Origin of the sequence: Hydrocoleum sp. CS-953, assembly GCF_002260545.1 — a bacterium.
Classification (GTDB): domain Bacteria; phylum Cyanobacteriota; class Cyanobacteriia; order Cyanobacteriales; family Microcoleaceae; genus Trichodesmium.
In genome coordinates this window covers 1-6,368 of the sequence record NZ_LGSU01001052.1, presented here as the reverse complement: position 1 = coordinate 6,368, position 6,368 = coordinate 1, and the positions used below count along the sequence as shown (strand labels likewise).

7 protein-coding genes and 1 pseudogene are annotated in these 6,368 nt (G+C 37.4%); 4 read left to right on the top strand and 4 right to left on the bottom strand.

Annotation, left to right across the window (positions count from 1 at the left end):
- Positions 1 to 125 precede the first annotated feature (125 nt).
- The 4 genes and pseudogenes from AFK68_RS15505 to AFK68_RS15495 form a co-directional block, all read left to right on the top strand.
- Positions 126 to 1,569 (top strand): annotated as a pseudogene (locus AFK68_RS15505) (multicopper oxidase family protein); the annotation flags it as partial.
- Position 1,570: 1 nt separating this feature from the next.
- Positions 1,571 to 1,793 (top strand): multicopper oxidase domain-containing protein (locus tag AFK68_RS35075; protein ID WP_168186495.1); only part of this gene is annotated, 223 nt, incomplete at its 5' end.
- A gap of 221 nt (positions 1,794 to 2,014) precedes the next feature.
- Positions 2,015 to 2,572 (top strand): DUF411 domain-containing protein, encoded by a 558-nt coding sequence (locus tag AFK68_RS15500; RefSeq protein ID WP_094673569.1) that lies wholly within the window; start codon positions 2,015 to 2,017, stop codon positions 2,570 to 2,572.
- Positions 2,573 to 2,986: 414 nt separating this feature from the next.
- A complete protein-coding gene (locus tag AFK68_RS15495; protein ID WP_094673568.1) occupies positions 2,987 to 3,817 on the top strand; it encodes a spondin domain-containing protein in 831 nt (276 codons plus the stop codon).
- A gap of 244 nt (positions 3,818 to 4,061) precedes the next feature.
- On the opposite strand, the gene AFK68_RS15490 is transcribed toward AFK68_RS15495, so the two are convergent.
- The 4 genes from AFK68_RS15490 to AFK68_RS15475 all read right to left on the bottom strand — a co-directional run bounded on the left by AFK68_RS15490 (position 4,062) and on the right by AFK68_RS15475 (position 6,257).
- Positions 4,062 to 4,874 (bottom strand): pentapeptide repeat-containing protein, encoded by an 813-nt coding sequence (locus AFK68_RS15490; RefSeq protein ID WP_094673567.1) that lies wholly within the window; start codon positions 4,872 to 4,874, stop codon positions 4,062 to 4,064.
- A gap of 14 nt (positions 4,875 to 4,888) precedes the next feature.
- Positions 4,889 to 5,515 (bottom strand): hypothetical protein, encoded by a 627-nt coding sequence (locus tag AFK68_RS15485; protein WP_143437910.1) that lies wholly within the window; start codon positions 5,513 to 5,515, stop codon positions 4,889 to 4,891.
- A gap of 39 nt (positions 5,516 to 5,554) precedes the next feature.
- Positions 5,555 to 5,854, bottom strand: coding sequence for a pentapeptide repeat-containing protein (locus AFK68_RS15480; RefSeq protein WP_094673565.1), 300 nt, complete (start codon positions 5,852 to 5,854; stop codon positions 5,555 to 5,557).
- Between the two features lie 244 nt (positions 5,855 to 6,098).
- Positions 6,099 to 6,257, bottom strand: a complete 159-nt coding sequence (locus tag AFK68_RS15475) for a hypothetical protein (RefSeq protein WP_246844217.1) — start codon at positions 6,255 to 6,257, stop codon at positions 6,099 to 6,101.
- Between the last annotated feature and the right edge of the window lie 111 nt (positions 6,258 to 6,368).

Genomic DNA, 6,368 nt, shown 5'->3' with positions numbered 1-6,368 from the left:
CTATTTAACCGAACATCATATAATAGGGAAAATAAATATCTACTAACTTATTTGCTTAGTGCTATAATTGTAGTTTGCAGAAAAAACATTTTAAATCAAATGTAAAATTCCCCACAATATTAATTATGAAACCAATTAATCGCCGAAAATTTTTAATCCTAAGTTCTAGTAGTGCGCTGGCTACTTTAATGTCTCAATGTAGCCTAGCTAATACTCAAGAAAATAAACAAATTTTTTCATCATATCCTCAAATTAATCAGAGCCAAGATGGAATTTTAGAAGTTGATTTAACAGCTAATTTTAATCCAATAAATCTGGGAAATAAACAAGCTTATGTATTAAGTTATAACGGACAAATTCCCGGACCAAGACTAGAAGCAAAACCAGGAGATACTATTAGAATTAATTTCACTAACAATTTACCCCAACCCACAAATCTTCATTATCACGGTCTGCATATTCCCATTACTGGAAACGCTGATAACGTATTTCTTCATATTCCACCAGGCGATCGCTTCACATATCAATTCCAAATTCCTGAAAATCATCCTGCTGGAATTTTCTGGTATCATCCACATTTGCATGGTTTAGTGGCAGAACAATTATTTGGGGGGTTGGCGGGATTATTTATTGTTCGGGGAGAGTTGGATGAAATTCCAGAAGTGAAAGCTGCTTCAGAACAATTTTTAGTGTTGCAAGATTTTGCCCTAGACGAACAAGGAAATATGCTTCCATCCCAGGAACTCTCAATAATGACCGGAAGGGAAGGAAATTTGATTACTGCTAACGGTCAGTTTAAGCCTAACTTTACCATTCCCGCTCAAGGTTTATTACGACTACGAATTCTTAATGCTTCCACTTCCCGGTTTTATCGCTTGTCTCTTGAAGAACACCCATTTTATTTAATTGCTACTGACGGAGGCGCATTGGCTGAACCTGTAGAAATGTCAGAACTGTTACTAACTCCTGGAGAACGTGCAGATATATTAATTCAAGCTAACCGAGAACCAGGAAAATATCGTTTGTTGAATTTGCCTTATGAACGAGTAGGTATGGGTATGATGGGCAGAGGTATGATGGGTAGAGGTATGATGGGTAGAGATGTTCCTGAAAGTCAACCCCAAGTTTTAGCAACGGTGAGTTATAATACACAGGTTGCTGCTGTACCGCTGCCAAAAAAATTAATACCAGTTCCAGCATTGCCAGAACCTCAAAAAATACGTCGTTTTCAGATGAATCACGGCATGATACCTGCTCAAGGAATGGCATTTTTGTTTAATGGTCAGCCATATCAACCAGAAAGAATTGATACTCAAGTTCAGCTTAATACGGTTGAAGATTGGGAATTAATTAATACAGGTATGATGGATCATCCTTTTCATGTTCATACCAATGCTTTTCAAGTTTTGAGTCGGAATGGTAAAGCAGAACCCTATCGTGCTTGGAAAGATGTAGTGTTGGTCAGACCGGGGGAAACAGTTTTAATTCGGATGCCTTTACGAGATTTTACTGGAAAGACTGTTTACCATTGTCATATTCTTGACCATGAAGATTTGGGAATGATGGGAANGGATCATCCTTTTCATGTTCATACCAATGCTTTTCAAGTTTTGAGTCGGAATGGTAAAGCAGAACCCTATCGTGCTTGGAAAGATGTAGTGTTGGTCAGACCGGGGGAAACAGTTTTAATTCGGATGCCTTTACGAGATTTTACTGGAAAGACTGTTTACCATTGTCATATTCTTGACCATGAAGATTTGGGAATGATGGGAAATTTAGAAATTAAGGCTTGACTCTCCACTCTACTGGAGAGTTTATGATTAACAAAAGCACTTAATATTATGTCCGGATAAATACTAATTATAAAGTCATTGCGACTGGAACGGAGTGGAAGGTTTGCGGAGCATTCCGGAACGGATAGCAATCTCAGGGGTTTGAGATATTTATCCCTTTTATTCTTAGATGATAACTATTCAACTGGACATGATATTAAAGATTATTTGAGGTAATGATTATGAAAAAATTTTGCTCTAATTGGATGCAGTCTCTAATTGCTGGTGTTGCAGTTGCTGGAGTTTTAGGAGTTGCATATTGGTCTTTTGTCGGTTTGCCAGAAAATCCCACTTTTAGTGCAACAACTCAGACTGTGGCAAATTCTAGTTCACCTACAACAGACTTAGCACCGCAACTACTTAATATTACTGTCTACCGGACTCCTACTTGCGGATGTTGTCAGGGTTGGGTAGAACATATCAAGCAAAATGGTTTTCAGGTAACTGATATTGTTAAACCTGAGTCAGAAATTCAAACTATTCGCCAGAAACATAATTTGCCCTCAGATTTGACATCTTGCCACACAAGTGAAATTGCTGGTTATCTTGTCGAGGGTCATATTCCGGTGGCAGATGTCAAACGTTTAATTTCCCAGAAACCAAATATTGCTGGAATTAGCGTTCCCGGAATGCCTATTGGTACTCCTGGTATGGAAATGGGCGATCGCCAACAATCTTTTGATGTGTTTGCGTTTAAAAAAGATGGTCAGACTAGAGTTTTTAATTCCTATAAATTCTAGAATATCAATCGGAAAACAGTAGGATTCAAGCTAGAGTGTGTCTATAAAATAAAGATTATAAGGACAGGCAAATAGACATCTCTATAAATTACAGGACTTACGCATAATCACCATATATAGTAGGGTTTAACGGCCGTTAAGCCCTACATATGGCGTATAATTTCATTTTTTCGTAAATCCTGAATTATATAAATCTTTGATAAAACCCCCTATAGGGACGTTACATATAACGTCCCTACTTTTTTTGGAGAATTCTTATAAGTTAAGAAGGTGAGAAAATTCAACAGAAAATCCAGAGAAAAAACTCACATATAATTCAGATAATTTTAATCTCTGGTTCTTAATATCAAACCTAAGCACTCATCCTAAATTTTACGGAGAGTAGAGATAATCAAATAAATTTGGAGATGTCTAATGAATATAAATGGTAATACTTGGTTAAATATTCCTGGAGCGATCGCCACAGCAATAGCGGTAACTTCCACCCTAACTATTAGTTCCGCAGCAACAGCAGCAAAATTAAAAGTTACAGTAGAAAATATTGCCCCTACTCAAGGCTTCTTTTTCTCACCACTATGGGTAGGCTTTCACAATGGTAATTTTGATACATTTGATTTAGATGTAGCTGCCCCTGAATATCTCGAAGCATTAGCCGAAGATGCTAATACTGCACCAATTACTGCTGCTTTTGCTAACAGTGGTGCTGGCCAGACTCAAGCTACCATTTTAGGACCTACAGGCCCTTTTCAAGTGCTGACTTCTGGCGATACTGCTTCTATGATATTTGAGCTAGATGGTAGTCTGGATAGTAGTCGTTATTTCAGTTATGCAGCAATGGGTTTACCTAGTAATGATGCTTTTATTGCTAATGAAAACCCTTTTGGAATCAAGATTTTTGATGATGATGGCAGTTTCTTAGGTGCTGACTTTATTGTGACTGGCGATCGAGTTTGGGATGCAGGAACAGAAGTCAATGATGAAATACCAGCAAATACTGCTGCCCTTGCCCAAGCTGCTCCTAACACAGGCGTTGATGAGAATGGAGTTGTCACCTTTCATCCCGGTTTCTTACCAGGTGGTAATATTCTAGCAGCAGCACCAAACGGTGATTTCACAACTCCTGGCTATGAGATTGCACGGATTACTGTTGAGTCAGTACCTGAACCTACAAACACTTTAGGATTATTTGCTTTTGGTGGATTGTTTTTCTTTGGCAATTCACTGCGGAAATGTTTTAAAAAGTAATTAAACAGTTATTGGCTAAAAATTATACAGGGGGTATTTTTTTACCTCCTTCTATTATGGCGTAAATGGCGATCGCTCTTTTGGGAGAGCTGCTACAACAGTCCAGTAGGGTGCGTTAACGAAGTGTAACGCACCACTAATCATAAAATATGTGTAATTAAGGTGCGTTACGGCGTTGCCTAACGCACCCTACCAGACTTTTGCCTTCTGGGTAATTTGAGGTCAGTTTAGTAGAACAGATAGTTCATTGATTTTTCTGAGGTTCGGCATTATTTAGTTTCTTTTGGAATTTTAAATCGAATGTTGCTGATTCCCAATTTTTAGCTCGCTTTACCTGTTCGACTGTCAGTCCTTTAGCCTCTATCAGGTAAGCCCCACTCAGGTCAACATCTCTTAGGTCAGCATTACTCAGATTAGCCTCTATCAGGTCAGCCCCACTCAGGTCAGCCCTTCCCAGTTTAGCATTACTCAGGTTAACCCCACTCAGGTTATCCCCTCTCAGGTTAGCCCTTCTCAGATTAGCATTACTCAGGTTAACCTCACTCAGGTCAGCCTTCTTTCGCTTAAGATCCTTTAGTTGAAGCCTTGTCAACTTTGCCCCTTTAAGGACAACGCCTTTGAGGTCAATCTCTTTGAGGTCAACCCCTTTCAGATCCGCACCTTCCAACTGCGCACCTTCCAGCTTCGCGTTTTCCAGTTTTGCCCCTGTCAATTTCGCATTACTCAAGTCAGCATCAATCAAGTCAGCCCCTGTTAGATCGCTATTTCTTAATTCAGCCTCACTCAAGTCAGCCTTTCTGAAATTAGCATTTTGTAAACTGGCATTCCGCAGGTTAATACCTCTTAAATCTGCCTTTGATACTTCTAGCAACTCCAAACTGTCTCCTTCTTGGGCTAGTCTTTCTAATCCTAGATGAGTACCACCAAAAACATTTTCTTTTTGATCAGAGTTAATAATTTCCCAAGTGCGATACTGAGATTCATAGTCAACTTGAATTAATGTATTAATCAGAAGAAATAAAGCACCAATAACTGATAGTTTTTCTAACTTCTCCAAAATTGGAAAAATATCTAAGTGAGCACAAGAAATAAAGCAATTCCAGAAAATCCTAGTCGGAAAAAAGCTTTGAAGATATTGCTATAAGTTTCTCTATTATTTGCATCAAATAGAGTTGAGTAGGCTGCAAGTGATAAAAATAGCAAAGGTATAACTGGTATATTAAATGTTATGAAACTGAAGATTAATAACCAGTTGTTTTGATTCACTAGGTTTAGTCGGTCTAGTCCGTCTAGTCGCTCTACTAAGTTCAGTAGCTCGATAGGTGAAAATGAAATAACCACACAACAAACAGACAAAAAGCTCAATAGTATTAAAACAGGAAAGTTCTGAAATAATTGTCCTAAATTTCTCCAAGACTTACTCACCCAAAAATGATAAAGCGGGGAAAGCAGAGAAACTGCCAATCCCCAAAACAATATATTCCCTAAGATTCCCGGTACAGGCTGATTCAAAGTTTTCAGCCAAAAATCCAATATTCCTAATACCCAAAAAAATAGAGCAATATTGCCCTGACTGTTAGACAAGTGGATGAAATAACCGATAGGTACAAGGAACGCTAATGAGAAAAAACTATTAGTATTTTCATTGATTAAATCTACTTCACCTTCCCTAGAGAAAACTAATAAAGAAATTGCCAAAATAGTCAGACTTGCTGCAAAAAGCAAGAAGGCGAAAAACTAGGTATATATTCTCCGATCATTTTCACTTCCAGCTTTAATATCATGTAATATCGCTTTTCCCATCCTAGCTTTTGTAAAATTAGTTCCTTTTAGGTTGCATCCGGTAAAATTAGCTCTTCTTAGGTTGCAGTTACTAAAGTTAGCTCCAGATAGGTGATATCCAGCAAAAGATTGACCTCTCAAGTCAAAATTGCTGAAGTTTCTTTCCCCTTTTTGATATTGTTCAATTATTTCCTGAACTGATTTTTTTTCTTGTTTCTTTTGTTTTGATAAATTGCCTTTGCTTTGATTAATCATCAACCTCAAAAAAGCTATCTAAAGTATAGATTTGGCATTGCTGAATAAATTTATAATTTTGCTACACCCGGAATGAAGTTTATAGATTTCAGGAATCTATTGTGATACCCACACATCAGCAACAACGCCTATAATTGTAGCATATAACAATCCTAAATTAATTGCTCCTCCAGCAATAATTGGATTTAATAACCAACCAGTTAAAGGATACAAAATACCCGCAGCAATAGGAATACCTAAAGTATTATATACGCTTATATTCGCTATCTGGAACTTCTGTACCTCCGGAACGATATTTAATTTTGTCTAAGACATAGAGGGGCAGATTAGTCATTGCTGTTAATTTTTTGCTTAGGGTTGATTTACCAGCACCTGCATTACCAAAAACTGCTACTTTTTTCATAAATTTTCTCGTAAGTCCTAAGAAATTAAAATTAAAGAATAAACAGAAAATTATGATAGCTCAACACCATGCTATAGTACAATATATATAAAACAATTAGAAAGTTTTTAG

Excerpts from the sequence above, each read along its gene's own strand:
- AFK68_RS15500 (WP_094673569.1), top strand. The coding sequence starts at position 2,015 with ATGAAAAAATTTTGCTCTAATTGGATGCAGTCTCTAATTGCTGGTGTT.
- AFK68_RS15495 (WP_094673568.1), top strand. The coding sequence starts at position 2,987 with ATGAATATAAATGGTAATACTTGGTTAAATATTCCTGGAGCGATCGCC.
- AFK68_RS15480 (WP_094673565.1), bottom strand. The coding sequence starts at position 5,854 with ATGATTAATCAAAGCAAAGGCAATTTATCAAAACAAAAGAAACAAGAA.
- AFK68_RS15475 (WP_246844217.1), bottom strand. The coding sequence starts at position 6,257 with ATGAAAAAAGTAGCAGTTTTTGGTAATGCAGGTGCTGGTAAATCAACC.